Source organism: Nocardioides sp. CFH 31398, from assembly GCF_022436705.1.
GTDB lineage: Bacteria > Actinomycetota > Actinomycetes > Propionibacteriales > Nocardioidaceae > Nocardioides.
The window spans coordinates 105,044-121,743 of record NZ_JAKUHT010000002.1; the positions used below are offsets into that span (position 1 = coordinate 105,044).

Here is a 16,700-nt window from a genome sequence, read left to right on the forward strand (position 1 = left end):
TCTGTACGACCCAGGTGTCTCGGGCGGAGACTGGCCGCAGGTGCGCATTCGCCGGGGGGCGGGAGTCAGCGCCGGAGGTCACCGTGAACCGTCGTCCTGCTGTCCTGCCCTACTCCTTGGCGGGCCTGCTCGCCGGGCTGCTGCTGGCCGGCGCGCTCGCGTCGTCCTCGCCGCCCGCGTCGGGTGCCGAGCGCGACGAGGACGACGCCGGCGCCCGGAAGGGCTGCGCCGACCCGCTGTTCGAGGCCCCGGTCCGGGCGGACTCGGCCGCCGCCCGCGGCGTCGACCTCCCCGAGCTGCCCAACGGGCTGGAGGTCGGGACCGACGACCCGACCGTGTGGCTCGACACGTGCGGTCGCCCCTACGTCAGGGAGCTGCTGCACGTCGGCCCCCACGTCGAGCCGACCGCTCGCCGGGAGACCGCCGTGCCCGCCGCCGCCGACGTGCTGGCGCTGTCCTCGCGGCCGTCGTCGAACCGGACCGTCTACCTCGACTTCACCGGTCATCGCACCGCGAACACGCAGTGGAACCGCGACTTCAGGGTCAACGCGTTCACGTCCCCGCCGTACCAGCTCGACGGCGACGCCTCGACGCGCTTCACCGCCCGCGAGCAGGAGCAGATCCGTCGCGCGTGGCAGACCGTCGCGGAGGACTACGCGCCCTTCGACGTCAACGTGACGACGAAGGACCCCGGGCAGGCGGCCCTGACGCGGTCGTCGACCTCGGACAAGGCGTTCGGCAGCCGGGTCGTGATCACGGCGGGAGGTCCGCTGTACGCCCGCTGCGGGTGCGGCGGCATCGCCTACCTGGGCACGTTCGACGCGGCCGGGCCGCAGTCGCCCCGCTACCAGCCGACCTTCGTCTTCACGAACGGCGTCAGCCCCGAGGGTTGGTACTTCGCGGAGGCCGCGAGCCACGAGGCCGGCCACAACCTGGGCCTCGACCACGACGGGCTGAACGGGCAGCCGTACCACTTCGGCTCGGAGCGCTGGGCGCCCATCATGGGCGCGAGCTACGGGAAGCTCAGCCAGTTCTCGAAGGGCGAGTACGCCGGCGCCACCAACAAGGAGAACGACCTCGGGGTCATGACCCGCAACGGCATCGCGCCGCGCCGCGACGACCACGCGGACGCCCCCTCGGGTGCCACGGCCCTGCAGGGGACGGCGTCCCGCCGCGCCGGCGCCGGGGTGATCTCGACGTCGGTCGACAAGGACGCGTTCTCGTTCACGCCGGCCGCCGACGGACCGGTGACGGTCGCGGTCGACCCGGCGGGGACGGCGAGCAACCTCGACGTCCAGCTGACGCTGCTCGACGCCGCCGGTCAGGTCGTCGCCCAGGTGAACCCGCCGCCGTCCGGCGACGAGGTGCGCCCCTCGCCCGCGTGGCTGCGGGCGTCCTGGTCCGGCGAGGTCGCCGGCGGCCGTCGTTACACCGTCGTCGTCGACGGGGTGGGGTACGGCGACCCGCGCCGGACCGGGTGGTCCGGCTACGGCTCGCTCGGCGCCTACCGGGTGGCGGTGACCTCGGGCTGAGGCCGGCGGCGTCGCGGTCGGGGACGAGGGGGCACGACCGCCACGGTCAGGAGCCCCAGCAGCACACCCAGCGCCGCCCCCACGGTGTTCATGAACCAGTCGTTCGTGTCGCAGACGCGGCCCGTGGCCGGCACGAGCGCCTGCACGACCTCGATCAGGGCGGAGAGGCCCGACGCGGCCACCGCGACGACCAGCGGTCGGCGGCAGGCGAGGACGGCGGCGTACGTCGCCGGGACGAAGAGCGCGATGTTGGCCAGGGTGTCGAGGCCCTGGAAGGGGACCGAGAGCTGGGCGGCGCACCGGACCCCCTCGGTCGCGGCCGCCGGCTCCGGCCACGCGGTCAGGGCGAGGCCGGCGACGCCGGCGACGGTCGCGAGCAGGGCGCTCGCCCGCCGGGCCTCGTTCCGGACGAGGAGGGCGCCGACGACGAGCATGAGCGCCACGAGCACGGCGAGACCGGGGCGCACCCACACGGAGTGCTCGACGAGCACCGTGGAGATCACGGGCTCAACGCTCGAGCAGGCTGCGCGAGGCCAGGAACCTGTCGACCGTGATCCGCAGCGCGACCCGCTCGGGGTTCTCGCTCGGGGTCCGGTAGCGGGCGGCGTACATCCGCTCGGCCCGCGCCACGCCCTCGCGGTCGGTCACCACCTCGGCGCGGCCCTCGAGCGAGGACCAGCGCCCGCCGTCCACCGACCCTGCGGCCACCCGGGGGTCCCGGGCGGCGTGCTTCGCCTTCACCGACCCGCCCCGGGTGATGACCCAGCCGCACTGCTGCTCGTGGTCGAGGGCGACGCCGACGGCGACCACGTGGGGCCGACCGTCGGCGTACAGCGTGGTCAGGGTGCAGAGCTGGCGCTCGGTCCAGAACTCCAGCAGCCCCGGCGGGAAGTCGCCCCACCCGGGGCGCCAGCTCATGCTCACCCCCCGAGGATGCCAGGTCGCCGTGGAACGGCTCAGGCGACGACCGCGGACCTCCCGCGCCGGGTGCGACTGCTCCGCGCGCCGTCGAGGCGGACCCGGACGACGGCCGCGGCGAGCACCAGGGCGGCGAGGACGGCCGCGACGGCGACCAGGACGCTCTCCGGGGAGTCCGTCAGGCGGCCCCAGGCCAGCCAGCCGAGGCCCCAGACGGTCGCGGCGGCGACGGTGACCCGACCGCCGAGGCCGCGGGCGAGCGCGACCCCGCCGACGGTGACCCCGGCCAGGATCAGCAGCGACACGACGTACCCGACCGGACCGGTGGCCGCCATGCCCGTGCCGACCAGGGCGGCGGTGAGGTTGGCGCCGGTCGCGACGGCGACCCAGCCGAGGTAGAGGCCGAAGGTGCCGTCGACCACGACGAGGTCGACGACGCTGTCGTGGCGCTGCGCCGTCAGGCGCCGCCCGATCGCGACGAGGGTCGCGAGGAGGGCGACGATCACGACCACGCTGCCCCAGATCCAGCCCTGCTGGACGACGAGCAGCCACGCGGCGTTGAGGACCATGGAGGCCGCGGCCAGCCACCCGATGCTGCGCTGCCGCTCCGACGTCGCTTGGCCGGGCAGCCACTGGTGGACGGTGTAGGCCGCCAGGCCGGCGTAGATCACCGACCAGATCGAGAACGCCGGGCCGGCCGGGGCGACGAGCGTGGAGTCGGCGGACAGCGCGCCGCCCGAGACGGCGGAGACCTCGGTGCCCAGCACCCCCACCCCGACGAGGGTCCCGAGGACGCAGGCGACCTCGGCGACGGTGACGGTGACCTGACGGGCCCGGTCCAGACCGGTGGCGGAACTGCTCATGCGCCTAGTGTTTCACTAACTGAAGGACTTTCAAGTCGGTCGGGAATTCGGGTCTCGGCCCCGGTACCGTCGCCGCATGAGGCTGCCCCCCGCCCTGGCCCGTGGTGTCGACACCGTCCTGGACCGCAGCGTCGTCCCGGGCTACACCAAGATCGGCCCCGCTGTCCGCCGCCGGCTGGGCACCTGGCCGAGCGACCCGCCACCGACCGCGTTGAACGGGAGGACGGCCCTGGTCACCGGGGCGTCGTCCGGACTGGGCATCGCGGCGGCCGAGGGACTGGCGAGGCTCGGCGCGCAGGTGCGGCTCGTCGTCCGCAACCCGCAGAAGGGCGAGCAGGCGGCCGACGAGGTCCGCCGCGCCGTCCCCGGCGCCGACCTGCGGGTCGAGCGGTGCGACGTCGGCGACCTGGACGACGTCCGCCGCTTCGTCGAGGCGTACGACGGGGACGCGGTCGACGTCCTCGTCCACAACGCGGGCGTCATGCCGCCCGAGCGGACCGAGTCGCCGCAGGGCCACGAGCTGTCGATGGCCGTCCACGTGCTCGGGCCGGTGCTGATGAGCGAGCTGCTCGCGCCGCGGATGAGCGACACCCGGGTGGTGTTCGTGACGTCCGGCGGGATGTACCCGCAGAAGCTCCGCGCCGACGACCCCGGCTACCTCGACGGCGACTACTCGCCGACCACCGCCTACGCCCGCTCCAAGCGGGCCCAGGTCGAGCTTCTGCCCGTGCTGGCGCAGCGCTGGCAGGCGCAGCGGACGATGGTGGCCGCGATGCACCCCGGCTGGGCCGCGACGCCCGGGGTCACCGAGTCGCTGCCGACGTTCGACAAGGTCCTCCGACCGGTGCTGCGCACCCCGGGGAGCGGCATCGAGACGGCGGTGTGGCTGGCCGCGACGACGCCCGTGCCGGAGTCGGGTCTGCTGTGGCACGACCGCCGTCCGCGGCCGACGAGCCTGCTGCCGTCCACCCGCCCCACCACCGCGCAGCGCCAGCTGCTGTGGGACTTCGTCAAGCGGGCGACGCAGCTGCCCTGAGTCGTCGCCCCTCTGGTCTCGAGGCTCGGGCCCAGGGGCCCTCGCACCTTAACCGGCGGCGACGGGGTCTAGATCCACCGTGAGAACCAGATGCGGTCGAGCCACTCGGAGTTCGTGAGCAGGCCGTCGGTCCAGATCGGCCAGAACCACGCGAAGTTCACGAGCACCAGCAGCACGAACGACCCGGCGACCACGACCCCCGCCGTACGACGGGGCGAGGAGCCGCGACCCGGCCCGATGAGGGCGCCCATGACCATGGTCAGCGCCAGGACGGTGAAGGGCAGCATGGCGACCGCGTAGAACAGGAAGATCGGGCGGTCGGAGTTCGCCAGCCACGGCAGCCACGTCGAGAGGGCGCCGAGCACCGGCAGCCCGTAGCGCCAGTCGCGGCGGCCGACCCAGAGCGCGGCGGAGGCGAGCAGCGCGACCGCGCCGCCCCACCACAGCACGGGGGTGCCGAGGATGAGGACCTGACGCAGGCAGTCGCTGTCCGGGGCGGCGTCGCAGCCCTGCTCCCCGGGCTTGATGTCGAGCTGCGCGTCGACCCCCACCGGACGGCCCAGCAGCGGCCAGCCCCACGGGCTCGACTCGTAGGTGTGGTCCGAGCAGTCCAGGAACTGCGTGTGGAAGACGTAGACGTCGCGGTGGTAGATCGCCAGCGAGCGCAGCGACTGGGTGACCTCGCCGAGCCCCGAGGCGTCGGGTTCCGTCGCCGTCGCCCACCGGGCGTCGGGGTCGGACTCCGGCTCGGAGTCGCAGTCCGCGGCCGGGGCGACGTACTGGGTGTACTGGGTGCTCGACAGCGACTCCTCGTACTCGGCGGCGTTCATCAACCAGCCGGTCCAGCTGGCGACGTACACGACGGACGCGACGAGGACGAGGTAGGCGAACGCGGGCAGCCCGTCCACGACGGCGGAGCGCAGCGTGGCCCACCGGACGCCGAGCCCGCGGCGCAGCGCGGCGCCCCACAGCCAGACGAGGACGCCGAGGAGCGCCATCGGGTAGAGCGCGGTCCACTTGGTCCCCACCGCGAGCCCGAAGGCGACGCCCGCGGCGAGCAGCCAGGGCCGCCACAGCAGCGCCCGGACGGGTCCCCAGCCGCGGGTGACGGGGACGTCGAGCCCGCGGCGCTCGAGACGGGTGCGGGCGGCGTCCCGGTCGGCGACGACGCACGCCACCGCCACCAGCAGGAACAGGGCCAGGAAGATGTCGAGCAGCCCCAGCCGGGACAGCACGAGCTGCATCCCGTCGAGGCAGAGCAGCAGGCCGGCGACGCACCCGAGGAGGGTCGACCCGGTCAGGCGCCGGGCCAGCCGGCACATCGCGAGCACCATCAGCGACCCGGCGACCACGGCGGAGATCCGCCAGCCGAACGGGTCCATCCCGAAGGCCCACTCACCGGCGGCGATGAGCCACTTGCCGACCTCGGGGTGGACGATCATCGACGGCCCGTCGGTCCACACGTCGTCGACCCGGCCGTCGAGGATCAGCTGGTCGGCGTTCTGCTTGTGGTCGCGGACGTAGCCGAAGTTCAGCAGCGACCACGCGTCCTTGGCGTAGTAGGTCTCGTCGAAGGCGAAGTCGTCGGGGCGGCCGAGGTGGTAGAGCCGCAGCAGGAGGGCCAGCGCCGTGACGGCGAGCGCTGCGCCCCAGTCGGCGGCCCGCTGGCGGCCGGTCCGGGCGGCGAGCAGCGCGCGTCGTCCCCGCGGGGCCGGCGGCCGCGGCGGTGGCGCCGGGGCCGCGGTCTCCTGCGAGAGGGTGCTCGTCACGTGGGCGAGGGTACGGCGGCCACCCACCGTGCCCGGTGACTGACAGGATCGGCGCATGAGCGGTGTCCTGGTCCTGGCCGCCACGCCGATCGGGCAGGTCGGCGACGCGCCGCCCCGCCTCGCGGCCGAGCTGGCCGGCGCGGACGTCGTCGCCGCCGAGGACACCCGCCGCCTCAAGCGGCTGCTGACCGACCTCGGGGTCGAGACCACCGGCCGCGTGACGTCGTACTTCGAGGGCAACGAGGCCGCCCGCACCCCGGTGCTGCTGGAGGAGCTCCTCGGTGGCGCCCGCGTGTTGCTCGTGACCGACGCGGGCATGCCGGGCGTCTCGGACCCCGGCTACCGGCTCGTCGCCGCGGCCGTCGAGGCGGGCATCCGGGTGACCGCCGTCCCCGGGCCGTCCGCCGTGCTGACCGCGCTGGCCGTCTCGGGGCTGCCGGTGGACCGCTTCTGCTTCGAGGGCTTCCTGCCGCGCAAGGCGGGGGAGCGGGCCCGCCGCCTCGAGGGCCTCGCCGCCGAGGAGCGGACGATGGTCTTCTTCGAGGCCCCCCACCGCACCGCCGCGACCCTCGCCGCCATGGCCGACGCCCTCGGCGCCGACCGGCCCGGTGCGGTCTGCCGGGAGCTGACGAAGACCTACGAGGAGATCCGGCGCGGCGGCCTCGCCGAGCTGGCCGCGTGGGCCGAGGACGGCGTCCGCGGCGAGGTGACCCTCGTCGTCGCCGGCGCCACCCCGCCCGGCCCCGCCGACATCGCGGACGACGCCGACGCCCTCCGCGCCGCCGTCGCCGACCAGGAGGCCGCGGGGTCGTCCCGCAAGGACGCCATCAAGGCCGTCGCCGCCGCCACCGGCGTCGGTCGGCGGGACCTGTACGACCTGGTCCACCGCACTGACGGATGAGCGCGGAGGATCTCAGCGCCAGGGGCGCTGGGATCCTCCGCGCTCCGCCTCCGGCCTCGGCGACCGGACCGGAGGGCGGAAGGCTCAGCCGAAGGATTCTCCGACGGGGAGGGCGAACGCCTCGTCGTCGGGCGTGACGGCGTCGTCGGCGACCAGCTCGCAGTCACCGGCCGACACGGAGCAGACGAGGAAGTCGATCGGGCCGTCCGCCTCGCCGTCCTGGGTCTCGACGACGTCGAGGGCCAGCGCCTGGTAGCGGTCGGTGTCGAGCCACCCGACGACGGCCTGGAAGTCGTAGTCGAAGGCCGGCGTGACGTCGGCGCCTGTCGCCGCGTCGAGGACCTGCTCGGAGTCGTTGGTGTCGGTCACGACGTACCGGGCGTCGGGGGAGAGCTGCACCCTGCCGCCGCCGGGCACGGTCCCCACCTCGTCGCCGTCGGTCGTCACGATCCGGTCGTTCGCTCCCCGGTCGTCCAGCACGAGGTGGCCGGCCCGGGCGTCGGCGAGGTCCTCGCTGTTCCTCGCTGCGAAGCCCTGGACGTCGCCGGTCTCGAGGTCCATTCCCGTGACCTCCCGGTCGGCGTAGAACCACAGGACGCCGTCGTCGAGGGCGCGCACCGAGGGGCCGTCGAACTCGCCGTCCTGCGGTCCGTCGAGGGTGACCGGGACCTGCCGGACCAGCTCCCGGGTGCTCGTGTCGACGACGGTGAAGGCCTGCTCGTTCCCGTCGTACCAGGCGGCGAGCGACCCCTCGGAGGCGAGGACGCGCCCGTAGTCCGGGGTGCTCACGCCGAGCTGCGACGTGCGGCCGCCGGCGGTGAGGTTCACTCCGTCCTGGGCGTCGGTCCAGACGATGCCGTCGTCGCTCAGGACGTAGGCGACGGGGGCCGACGGCAGCTCGACGACCCCGTCGCCGAGGTGCACCGTGCTGCCCGTCGACCACGAGACCGGGGTGGGTGCGGCCCCGTCGACCGCCACCTGCCCCTGGTCGCCCCCGTCGCCGAGCGCGTTGACGACGTACGGCGTCGCGACGCCGACGGCGGCGAGCACGGCGAGTGCGCCGACCCCGCTCGCGACGCGGCGTCGGCGGACGCGCTGTCGGCCGACGGACTCGATCGCGGCCACGTCGACGTACGGCGTGGGGCCGTCCGCCGCGCGCTCGTCCAGGGTCTGCTTGATCAGCGCGTTCATCGGGTGCCTCCGGCGGTCTCGTGGGTGAGCTCGGCGACCAGCTGGTCCACGAGCTCGGGGTAGTGCGCGGTGAGCCGCTCGCGCAGCGCCGACAGCGCCGCGGACAGCTGGCTCTTGACGGTGCCGGGCGCGCAGCCGAGCACCTCGGCGGTGCGGGCGACGCTCAGCTCCTCGTAGAAGCGGAGGACGAGCGTGGCCCGCTGTCGTGCGGGCAGCTCGAGCACGGCGGACCAGACGAGGTCCCGCTCGCCGAGCAGCTCGGCGTGGCCGGCCTCGCCGCGGTCCGGCATCTCCTCGACGGGGGTCTCGCCCCACGACCTGCGCCGCGACCACGAGATCGCGGTGGTCGTCATGGTCCGGCGGACGTAGGCGTCCAGCGCCGCGGGGTCGCGCAGCCGCGGCCACGCGACGTACGTCTTGACCAGCGTCTCCTGGACGAGGTCCTCGGCGAGGCCGCGGCGACCGACGAGCAGGTACGCCGTGCGGTGCAACGACCGCGACCGGGCCTGCACGAACTCGGCGAACGCGGCGCTGTCACGGCGTCTGCGGCCGGGGGACGGCAGCTGCATCTCGGGCTCCTGACTGCTGCGCTGACTCTGTCACCCAGCAAGGACGCCCGAGCGGTGCAACGGGTTCGGTCGGCCGGGTACGGGGTGCCGTGCGATCTCCCGACTCCCGACAGCGCGTGCTCGCGATCGTCCAGGCGGGAGGCTCCGGCAGCCGCATGGACGTCCTGACCCGCGAGCGGGCCAAGCCCACCCTGCCCTTCGCGGGGTCCCTGCAGCTCGTGGACTTCCCGCTGTCCAACCTCGCCCACTCGGGGGTGGACGACGTGTGGCTGTCCGTGCAGTTCCAGGGCGCGACGCTGGAGGACCAGGTCGCCAACGGCCGGCCGTGGAACCTCGACCGCACCCGCGGCGGCCTGCGTCTGCTCATGCCGCAGCAGGGCGCCGGGAGCATGGACGAGGACGGGTTCGCGACCGGCAACGCCGACGAGCTCTACCGCATCCGCGCGCGCATCGCCCACCACGCGCCGGACGTCGTCCTCGTCATGAGTGCCGACCACGTCTACCTGCTCGACTACGCCGAGGTCATCGCCACCCACCGGGAGAGTGACGCCGAGTGCACGGTGGTGACCACGCGGGTCGAGCCGGGCGAGGCGCCCGACCACGCGACGATCGAGACGGACGCCGACGGCCGCGTGGTCGCGACGTCGTACAAGCCGGAGGAGCCGACCACGGACGTCGTCGCGGCCGAGGTGATCGCCTACGACCCGACGGTCCTGGTGCGCGTGCTGGAGGAGCTGCACGCCCGGCTCGGCGAGGAGGCCGAGGAGGGCGACTCGGGCCTCGGCGACTTCGGTGAGCACCTGCTGCCGGCGATGGTCGAGCGCGGCCGGACCGTCGCGCACCCGCTCGACGGCTACTGGCGCGACCTCGGGACGCCGGCCCGCTACCTCGCCGCGCACCTCGACGTCGTCACCGACGACGTGGGCGTGCTGGAGCGGCCGGGCTGGCCGGTCCTGACCCAGCAGCCGCAGCGGCGACCCGCGCGCCTCCTCGAGGGCGCGCACGTCGCGAACAGCCTCCTCGCGCCCGGCTCGACGGTGGAGGGGCAGGTGGTGAACAGCGTCGTCGGCCCCGGCACCCACGTCGCGCGCGGCGCGCTCGTCAACGGCTCCGTGCTGTTCTCCGACGTGGTCGTCGGCGAGGGCGCCGAGGTCACCCACGCCCTCGTCGACGACCGCTGCCGCATCGGGGAGGGCGCCCGCGTCGGCGGGGTCGTGACCGACCACCCGCTGGACGACGACGTGATCGTCCTCGTCGGTGCGGAGACGGTGGTCGGGCGCGACGCGTTCGTCGAGCCCGGGGCGCGGCTCGAGCCGGGCAGCACGGCGTGAGCGCGGGCTCGTAGGGTCGGCCCCATGAGCCGGGTGCGCGCGTTCGCCAACGACGGTCTGCGGTTCGACGTCTCCGACGAGGGACCCGAGGACGGCGACGTCGTCGTCCTGCTGCACGGCTTCCCGCAGCGATACACCTCGTGGCGCGACGTCGTCCCGCGCCTGCACGAGGCGGGCTACCGCACCCTCGCGCCGGACCTGCGCGGCTACTCGCCGGGGGCCCGTCCGAAGGGGCGCCGCGCCTACTCGCTCGACAAGCAGGTCGGCGACGTCAAGGCCCTCGTGGACGTCGTCGGCGGGCCCGTCCACTTGGTCGGCCACGACTGGGGCGGCGCCTACGCGTGGTCCTTCGCGGGCGCCCACCGCGAGCTGACCCGCACCCTGACCGCGGTCTCCACCCCGCACCCGCGGGCCTTCCAGGCGGCGTTGACGACGCGGGAGCAGGCGAGCAAGTCCTGGTACATGGGGGCCTTCCAGGTCCCGTTCCTGCCTGAGCTCGTGGTGGGCCGCGCACCGGAGCGCTTCGAGCGGTTCCTGCGCGCCAGCGGCATGACGGCGGACGACGTCGCGCGGTTCCGCACCGAGGTCGTCGCGTACGGCGCGCTGCCCGGCGCGCTCGGCATCTACCGCGCCATGCCGATGATGCTGACCTCGTCGGGCAGCGGGATGGGTCGCACCGTCCGGGTCCCCACGACGTACGTGTGGAGCTCGGGCGACGTCGCGCTGGGCCGTCCTGCGGCGGAGGCGAGTGCGCAGTACGTCGACGCGCCGTACGAGCTCGTCGTCCTCGACGGTTACAGCCACTGGCTGCCGGAGCACGCCCCGCAGCAGGTGGCGGACGCGATCCTCGCGCGCATCCGCGGATGAGCGGCTCCCGCGAGGGCGTGCCCCCGGCGCCCGACCCGCTGCCGCACCCGGTCGTCGACAACCACTGCCACCTCGACATCACCCGCGGCGACGAGACCGCGACCCCGCCGGGGGAGGCCCTGGCCGCCGCCGCGGCGGTGGGGGTGACCCGCATCGTGCAGATCGGCTGCGACCTGCGCGGCGCGCGGTGGGCGGTCGAGACCGCCGAGGCCCACGACGCGATCGTGGCCGGGGTCGCGCTGCACCCCAACGAGGCGCCGCTGCTGGCCGAGCAGGGCCGGCTCGAGGAGGCGCTCGCCGAGATCGAGGCGCTCGCCGCCCATCCGCGCGTGCGGGCGGTGGGGGAGACGGGCCTGGACGCCTTCCGCACCGGCGACGAGGGGCGCGCCGCCCAGGTCGAGAGCTTCCGCCGCCACGTCGACCTCGCCAAGCGGCTCGACCGGACGCTGGTCATTCACGACCGCGACACCCACGACGAGATCCTCGAGGTCATCGACTCCGAGGGCGCCCCCGAGCGCTGGGTCATGCACTGCTTCTCCGGGGACGCCGACTTCGCCCGCCGCTGCCTCGACCGCGGCGCCTTCCTGTCGTTCGCCGGCACGGTGACCTTCAAGAACGCCCAGCCCCTCCGCGACGCGCTCGCGGTGGTGCCGCAGGACCGCGTGCTGGTCGAGACGGACGCGCCCTACCTCACGCCGACGCCGTACCGCGGCCGGACGAACGCCTCCACCCTCGTCCCGTTGACGGTGCGCGCGATGGCCGAGGTCCGCGGCGACGACCTGGGCGACCTCTGCGCCGCCGTCGACGCCAACACCGACACCGCGTTCGGCGGCCCCTGGGGCCGCTGACCTCCCGGGCTCCGAGGTGGTCGAGCGGCGAGAAACCTGGCGGGGTGATCGTGTCGACATGTCGCTTCGGATTGGCACGGCCGCGCGTCGCCGCTAACCTCGAATGCTTGTTGGCCGGAATCGGGCGGCCCGCTCCTGCCCCGAGGGAGCATCCCTGCACCGCCCTGCGCGACGTCCCCCCCACGTCGTGCCCTCGCCCGAGGTCCGGAGAGCGCGACGTACGGAGATCCGTGGTTTCCCCCGAGAACACCCCTGCCCCGAGCACGAACCCCAGCACCAGCACGAAGAAGAAGCCCCTCGCCCGACTCCTGGGCAGCCGCGCCGCCCTGATCGGCACGGCCTCCGTCGTGGCCGTCGCCGTCGTCGCGACCACGGTCGGCTACTCCGCGATGTCCAAGGACGTCACCGTGATGGTGGACGGCGAGCCGCGCGAGGTGTCCGCCCTCGGCGGCACCGTGGGCGAGGTCCTCGAGGCCGAGGGCATCGACCTCGCCGAGCGCGACCAGGTCGCTCCCGACCTCGACACCGCGGTCCAGGACGGCAGCGAGATCTCGGTCCGCTACGCCCGCCCCGTCGAGATGGTCGTGGACGGCGAGGAGTCGACCCACTGGGTCACCGCGACCGACGTGGCGTCGGCGCTCGAGCAGATCGGCGGGCGCTTCGACAACGCCGCGCTGTCCGCCTCCCGCGGCTCGTCGATCGACCGCGGCGGCATGACCCTCGAGGTCGTGACGCCGAAGAGCATCGACGTGACCATGGGCGGCGCCAAGACGCGCAGCAAGACCGTCCGGGCGCTGACCGTCGAGGAGGCCCTCACCGAGCTCGACGCCGAGATCGGCGAGCACGACGTCGTCAAGCCGGCGCTGGACGCCGAGGTCACCGACGGCGACGCCATCACCGTCACCCGCATCGACTACGAGCGCGAGAAGGTCGACGGCGAGGCGATCGACTTCGAGACCGTCGAGCGCACCGACGACGACATGACCACCGAGGAGACCGAGACGGTCCAGGAGGGCGTGCCGGGCACCCGCGACGTCGTCTACCGCCGCACGATCCGCAACGGCGAGGTCGTCGAGACCGAGGTCCTGCGGAGCACGGTCACCCAGGAGCCCGTCGACGAGATCGTCGTGACCGGCACCCAGGAGCCCGCCCCGGAGGAGAACTTCGCCGACGGCGGCACCGTCTGGGACGCCCTCGCGCAGTGCGAGTCCGGTGGCAACTGGGCGATCAACACGGGCAACGGCTACTACGGCGGCCTGCAGTTCAACCTGGGCACGTGGCAGGCGTACGGCGGCGTGGGCCTGCCGAGCGAGAACTCCCGCGAGGCGCAGATCGCCGTCGCCACCCGGCTGCGCGACGCCACCGGCGGCTACGGCTCCTGGCCCGCCTGCTCGGCCTCGCTGGGCCTCCCGCAGTGATCGGGTTCGGGCGCACCCCGTCACAATGAGCGCATGACCACCTCCGCCGGCCCCCGGTTGCTGGGGCCGGCGGAGGTGAGGGCCCTCGCGGCCGCCATCGACCTGCGGCCCACCAAGCAGCGCGGGCAGAACTTCGTCGTCGACCCCAACACCTGCCGCCGCATCGTGCGGGAGGCCGGTGTGGGGCCGGACGACGTCGTCCTCGAGGTCGGTCCCGGCCTGGGGTCGCTCACCCTCGCCCTGCTCGCCGAGGTGGAGCGGGTGGTCGCGGTGGAGGTCGACCCGGCGCTGGCGGGCCTGCTGCCCGGCACCGTCGCGGACCGCGCTCCCGACGTCGGGCCCGACGGGTTCGAGGTCGTCGAGGCCGACGCCCTGCGGATCACGGAGCTGCCCGGCCCGCCGCCGACCGCACTGGTCGCGAACCTGCCCTACAACGTCGCCGTCCCGGTGCTGCTCCACCTGCTGGCGCTGCTGCCGTCGCTGCGCACCGGCATGGTGATGGTGCAGTCCGAGGTCGCCGACCGACTCGTGGCCGGCCCGGGCTCCCGCACGTACGGCGTGCCCTCGGTCAAGCTCGCGTGGCACGCCGAGGCCCGGCGCGCCGGCACCGTCGGCGCGCAGGTCTTCTGGCCCGCGCCGCACGTGTCCTCCGGACTCGTCGCCTGGCGGGCGACCGAGCCGCCGACCACCACGGCGACCCGCGACGAGGTGTTCGCCGTGGTCGACACGGCCTTCGCCCAGCGGCGCAAGACCCTCCGGGCCGCCCTCCGCGGCGCGAGGTCCCCGGGCCCCCTGGCGGGGCTGTCGGCCGCCGAGGTCGACGCCGCCCTCGCCGCTGCGGGGGTGGACGGCGGTGTCCGGGGTGAGACACTGTCGGTGACGGACTTCGCCCGGGTGGCGGAGCACCTGGCCGTGGGGGGCTCGGGAGCAGGAGGTCGGCCATGACCGCTGGTGACGTTCGCACGCTGACCGTCCGTGCCGCCGCGAAGATCAACCTGCACCTCGGTGTCGGTGCGGTGCGCGCGGACGGCTACCACCCGATCGACACCGTGTTCCACGCCGTCTCCCTCTTCGACGACGTCAGCGCGCGCAGCGGGACCGAGGGTGCCGGGCCGGTCCTGGACGTCGAGGGCTCGGACCACGTCGACCTCACGGAGGTCCCCCTCGACAGCCGGAACCTCGTCCACGCCGCGGCCACCCGCCTCGCCCGCGAGGAGCGACGGTCCCCCGACGTCCGCATCGGCGTGCACAAGTCCATCCCCGTGGCGGGCGGGCTCGCCGGGGGCTCCGCCGACGCCGCCGCCACCCTGGTCGCCCTCGACCGGCTGTGGGGTCTCGAGCTGGAGGACCAGGACCTGCTCCGTGTCGCCGCCGAGCTCGGGAGCGACGTCCCGTTCGCCCTGCTCGGGGGGACGGCGCGCGGCACCGGCCGCGGCGATGTGCTGCAGCGCGTCGACGACCGCTCCACCTGGTGGTGGGTCCTGGTGACCTCGCCCCAGGGTCTGTCGACGCCCGCCGTCTACCGACGCTTCGACGAGCTCTTCCCCACGGCCCCCGCCCGGCCCACCTCGGGCGACGCCGTCGAGCGCGCCGTCCACTCGGGTGACCCGGTCCGGCTCGCCCGCGTCCTGCACAACGACCTCGAGCCCGCGGCGTTCGACCTGCGGCCCGGCCTCGCGGACCTGGTGTCGCGGGGCGAGGCGGCGGGCGCGTTGAAGGGCATGGTCTCCGGCTCGGGCCCGACGTGCGCCTTCCTGTGCGCCGACGCCGAGGCCGCCCGCGCGGTGTGTGCCGAGCTGCGGGAGACCGAGCGGGAGCGGTCCGCCGCCGACGCACGCCGACGGACCGTCCTCGTCACCACCGGCCCGGCACCCGGCGTGCACCAGGTCGCCTACGAGCGCCGATGACCCCACCGCTTCCCGGCGGCGCGAACCTGGTCAACCTCGAACGGGTCTCGCACGCCTACGGGGTCCGCCCCCTGCTCGCCTCCGTCTCGCTCGGCGTCTCCGCCGGTGACCGCGTGGGCATCGTCGGCCGCAACGGCGACGGCAAGACCACCCTGCTCGAGGTCCTCACCGGCCTGGTCGACCCGGACGGCGGACGGGTGTCCCGGACCCGGGGGCTGAAGATCGGCTACCTGCGCCAGGGCGACGACCTCGACGAGTCCGCGACGGTGCGCCAGACGGTCCTCGGCGGCATGGCCGACCACCAGTGGGCCGCCCAGGCGGCCACCCGCGAGGTCGTCACGGAGCTGCTCGTCGGGATCTCGCTCGACCGGGGCGTCGCCGGCCTCTCCGGCGGGGAGCGCCGACGGTGCGCGCTCGCCGCGCTCCTGCTGGAGCGCCACGACCTGCTCGTCCTCGACGAGCCCACCAACCACCTCGACGTCGAGGCGGTCGACTGGCTCGCCCGCCACCTCGTCGCCCGCTTCGAAGCCAGTGGCGCACTCGTGGTCGTCACCCACGACCGCTGGTTCCTCGACGCGGTGTGCACGACCACCTGGGAGGTGCACGACGGCACCGTCGACACCTACGAGGGCGGGTACGCCGCCTACGTGCTGGCCCGGGCCGAGCGGCAGCGACAGGCGGAGGCCGCGGAGGTCCGCCGGCGCAACCTCGTCCGCAAGGAGCTGGCCTGGCTGCGGCGCGGGCCACCGGCCCGGACGTCGAAACCCCGCTTCCGGGTGGAGGCGGCGAACCGGCTGATCGAGGACGAGCCGCCCGCGCGCGACCGGCTGGAGCTGGAGCGGTTCGCCGTCCAGCGGCTCGGCAAGGACGTCATCGATGTCGAGGACGTGGACCTGGTCCGCGGCACGCCGCCGGACGAGCGGCGGCTGCTCCACCACGCCACGTGGCGCATCGGACCCGGGGACCGGGTCGGGATCGTCGGCGTCAACGGTGCCGGCAAGTCGTCGGTCCTGCGGTTGCTCGACGGCACCCTGCCGCCGCAGGTGGGCCGCGTCCGGCACGGGCGCACCGTCGCGATCAGGCACCTCACCCAGCAGCTCGACGACCTCGACCCCGCGATGCGGGTGATCGAGCTGGTCGACGACCCCGTGCAGGGCTCGGCGATGCTCGAGCGGTTCGGCTTCACCGGTGACCGGCTCACCACCCGGCTCGGTGACCTCTCCGGCGGCGAGCGACGACGGCTGCAGCTCATGGTGCTGCTGCTCGACGAGCCCAACGTGCTGCTGCTGGACGAGCCGACGAACGACCTCGACATCGAGACCCTCCGCGTCCTCGAGGACTTCCTGGACGGCTGGCCCGGCACCCTCGTCGTCGTCTCCCACGACCGCTACTTCCTCGAGCGGACCACCGACACCACCTGGGCCCTGCTCGGCGACGGGACGATCTCGATGCTGCCCCGCGGCGTGGAGGAGTACCTCGAGCGGCGCGCGGCCCGGGCCGTCGAGGCGCCGAGGGCCGCGGCGCCCGCGGCGGCGGCCCCGGACGTCGCG

General features: G+C 74.5%; 16 protein-coding genes. 10 read left to right on the top strand and 6 right to left on the bottom strand.

Features of this window, described 5'->3' with window-relative positions:
* Nucleotides 1-83 precede the first annotated feature (83 nt).
* On the top strand, nucleotides 84-1,532 hold the full coding sequence (locus tag MJ876_RS02260) for a zinc-dependent metalloprotease family protein (protein ID WP_240234424.1): 1,449 nt from the start codon (nucleotides 84-86) through the stop codon (nucleotides 1,530-1,532).
* Here MJ876_RS02260 and MJ876_RS02265 read toward each other — a convergent pair.
* From MJ876_RS02265 to MJ876_RS02275, 3 genes are read right to left on the bottom strand one after another with little or no spacing between them, the layout of a single operon-like run.
* Complete coding sequence (locus tag MJ876_RS02265; RefSeq protein WP_240234425.1) at nucleotides 1,505-2,035, bottom strand: VanZ family protein; 531 nt, start codon at nucleotides 2,033-2,035, stop codon at nucleotides 1,505-1,507. The genes MJ876_RS02260 and MJ876_RS02265 overlap by 28 nt on opposite strands.
* 4 nt (nucleotides 2,036-2,039) lie before the next feature.
* Complete coding sequence (locus MJ876_RS02270) at nucleotides 2,040-2,450, bottom strand: TIGR03618 family F420-dependent PPOX class oxidoreductase (protein WP_240234442.1); 411 nt, start codon at nucleotides 2,448-2,450, stop codon at nucleotides 2,040-2,042.
* A 38-nt stretch (nucleotides 2,451-2,488) separates the two neighbouring features.
* On the bottom strand, nucleotides 2,489-3,313 hold the full coding sequence (locus MJ876_RS02275; RefSeq protein ID WP_240234426.1) for a TspO/MBR family protein: 825 nt from the start codon (nucleotides 3,311-3,313) through the stop codon (nucleotides 2,489-2,491).
* A gap of 76 nt (nucleotides 3,314-3,389) precedes the next feature.
* Here MJ876_RS02275 and MJ876_RS02280 point away from each other — a divergent pair, with 76 nt between their 5' ends.
* A complete protein-coding gene (locus tag MJ876_RS02280) occupies nucleotides 3,390-4,349 on the top strand; it encodes an SDR family NAD(P)-dependent oxidoreductase (protein ID WP_240234427.1) in 960 nt (319 codons plus the stop codon).
* A gap of 68 nt (nucleotides 4,350-4,417) precedes the next feature.
* On the opposite strand, the gene MJ876_RS02285 is transcribed toward MJ876_RS02280, so the two are convergent.
* Entirely contained in the window at nucleotides 4,418-6,118 is a 1,701-nt protein-coding gene (locus tag MJ876_RS02285) for a dolichyl-phosphate-mannose--protein mannosyltransferase (protein WP_240234428.1), read from the bottom strand.
* A 55-nt stretch (nucleotides 6,119-6,173) separates the two neighbouring features.
* Here MJ876_RS02285 and rsmI point away from each other — a divergent pair, with 55 nt between their 5' ends.
* Entirely contained in the window at nucleotides 6,174-7,019 is an 846-nt protein-coding gene (gene rsmI, locus MJ876_RS02290; protein WP_240234429.1) for a 16S rRNA (cytidine(1402)-2'-O)-methyltransferase, read from the top strand.
* Nucleotides 7,020-7,103: 84 nt separating this feature from the next.
* On the opposite strand, the gene MJ876_RS02295 is transcribed toward rsmI, so the two are convergent.
* The gene (locus MJ876_RS02295) at nucleotides 7,104-8,210 is read right to left on the bottom strand and encodes a hypothetical protein (protein ID WP_240234430.1); all 1,107 of its coding nucleotides are present in this window, start codon (nucleotides 8,208-8,210) and stop codon (nucleotides 7,104-7,106) included.
* Nucleotides 8,207-8,779: a SigE family RNA polymerase sigma factor gene (locus tag MJ876_RS02300; RefSeq protein ID WP_240234431.1), complete on the bottom strand. Its 573-nt coding sequence runs from the start codon at nucleotides 8,777-8,779 to the stop codon at nucleotides 8,207-8,209. The genes MJ876_RS02295 and MJ876_RS02300 overlap by 4 nt, the downstream gene beginning before the upstream one ends.
* A gap of 89 nt (nucleotides 8,780-8,868) precedes the next feature.
* Here MJ876_RS02300 and MJ876_RS02305 point away from each other — a divergent pair, with 89 nt between their 5' ends.
* From MJ876_RS02305 to MJ876_RS02340, 7 genes are all read left to right on the top strand, one after another.
* Entirely contained in the window at nucleotides 8,869-10,110 is a 1,242-nt protein-coding gene (locus tag MJ876_RS02305; protein WP_240234432.1) for a sugar phosphate nucleotidyltransferase, read from the top strand.
* A 24-nt stretch (nucleotides 10,111-10,134) separates the two neighbouring features.
* Nucleotides 10,135-10,977 carry an alpha/beta fold hydrolase gene (locus MJ876_RS02310; protein WP_240234433.1) on the top strand — a complete coding sequence of 281 codons (843 nt, stop codon included), beginning with the start codon at nucleotides 10,135-10,137 and terminating at the stop codon, nucleotides 10,975-10,977.
* A complete protein-coding gene (locus MJ876_RS02315) occupies nucleotides 10,974-11,825 on the top strand; it encodes a TatD family hydrolase (RefSeq protein WP_240234434.1) in 852 nt (283 codons plus the stop codon). The genes MJ876_RS02310 and MJ876_RS02315 overlap by 4 nt, the downstream gene beginning before the upstream one ends.
* A gap of 230 nt (nucleotides 11,826-12,055) precedes the next feature.
* A complete protein-coding gene (locus tag MJ876_RS21440; protein WP_308192548.1) occupies nucleotides 12,056-13,243 on the top strand; it encodes a transglycosylase family protein in 1,188 nt (395 codons plus the stop codon).
* 33 nt (nucleotides 13,244-13,276) lie between these two features.
* A complete protein-coding gene (gene rsmA / locus MJ876_RS02330) occupies nucleotides 13,277-14,188 on the top strand; it encodes a 16S rRNA (adenine(1518)-N(6)/adenine(1519)-N(6))-dimethyltransferase RsmA (RefSeq protein WP_240234435.1) in 912 nt (303 codons plus the stop codon).
* Nucleotides 14,185-15,150, top strand: coding sequence for a 4-(cytidine 5'-diphospho)-2-C-methyl-D-erythritol kinase (locus MJ876_RS02335; RefSeq protein ID WP_240234436.1), 966 nt, complete (start codon nucleotides 14,185-14,187; stop codon nucleotides 15,148-15,150). Before rsmA ends, MJ876_RS02335 begins: the two co-directional genes overlap by 4 nt.
* Nucleotides 15,147-16,700 (top strand): ABC-F family ATP-binding cassette domain-containing protein (locus tag MJ876_RS02340; RefSeq protein ID WP_240234437.1); only part of this gene is annotated, 1,554 nt, incomplete at its 3' end. The genes MJ876_RS02335 and MJ876_RS02340, both read left to right, overlap by 4 nt.